Here is a 627-nt window from a genome sequence, read left to right as displayed (position 1 = left end):
CTAGACCATTCGACTCATCCATGTTCGTTTATTTTCGGCAAAGAATAGGAGTCAACCCGAGGAAATAAAATCAATGAAAAAATGGTCAAAGACCAGACCAAAGTACCAGGAGAAGAAGTAGAAAAAAAGTAATCAGATTGGAGTGAACCCAAAAATCAAGGAAAATTAATATTAGATGCAACCTGTGCGCCAGCCGATATTAAATATCCGACCGACTTAGGACTATTAAATCAAGCCCGAGAACATACTGAAAAAATCATAGATAGTCTACACAATTAAACTAAATCACCCGTAAAAAAAAGCCTCTTGACATATCGAAACAGAGCCAGAAAAGAATACCTAACCATAGCAAAATAAAAAAGCTACGACGAAAATCAAGAAGAAAAGCCATTAAAAAACAACTGCAATACATCCAAATAAATTTGGCTAGTATAGAGCGAATGGGTGAGCTACAGTTATTAACCAAATCTCATTATAGAATGCTGTTAGTAGTTACAGAAGTCTACCGCCAACAGTTGTTAATGTACGAAAAGAAAGAACATAGTATTCCCGACAGAATAGTAAGTTTAACGCAACCACAGATCCGCCCGCTCCGTGAGAGGGAAAGCTGGGAAATCCGTTGAATTT

The sequence above is a fragment of the Microcoleus sp. PH2017_28_MFU_U_A genome, assembly GCF_020738035.1.
GTDB lineage: Bacteria > Cyanobacteriota > Cyanobacteriia > Cyanobacteriales > Microcoleaceae > Microcoleus.
The sequence above is the reverse complement of the archived record's forward strand: the minus strand, read 5'-3'. Positions refer to the sequence as shown.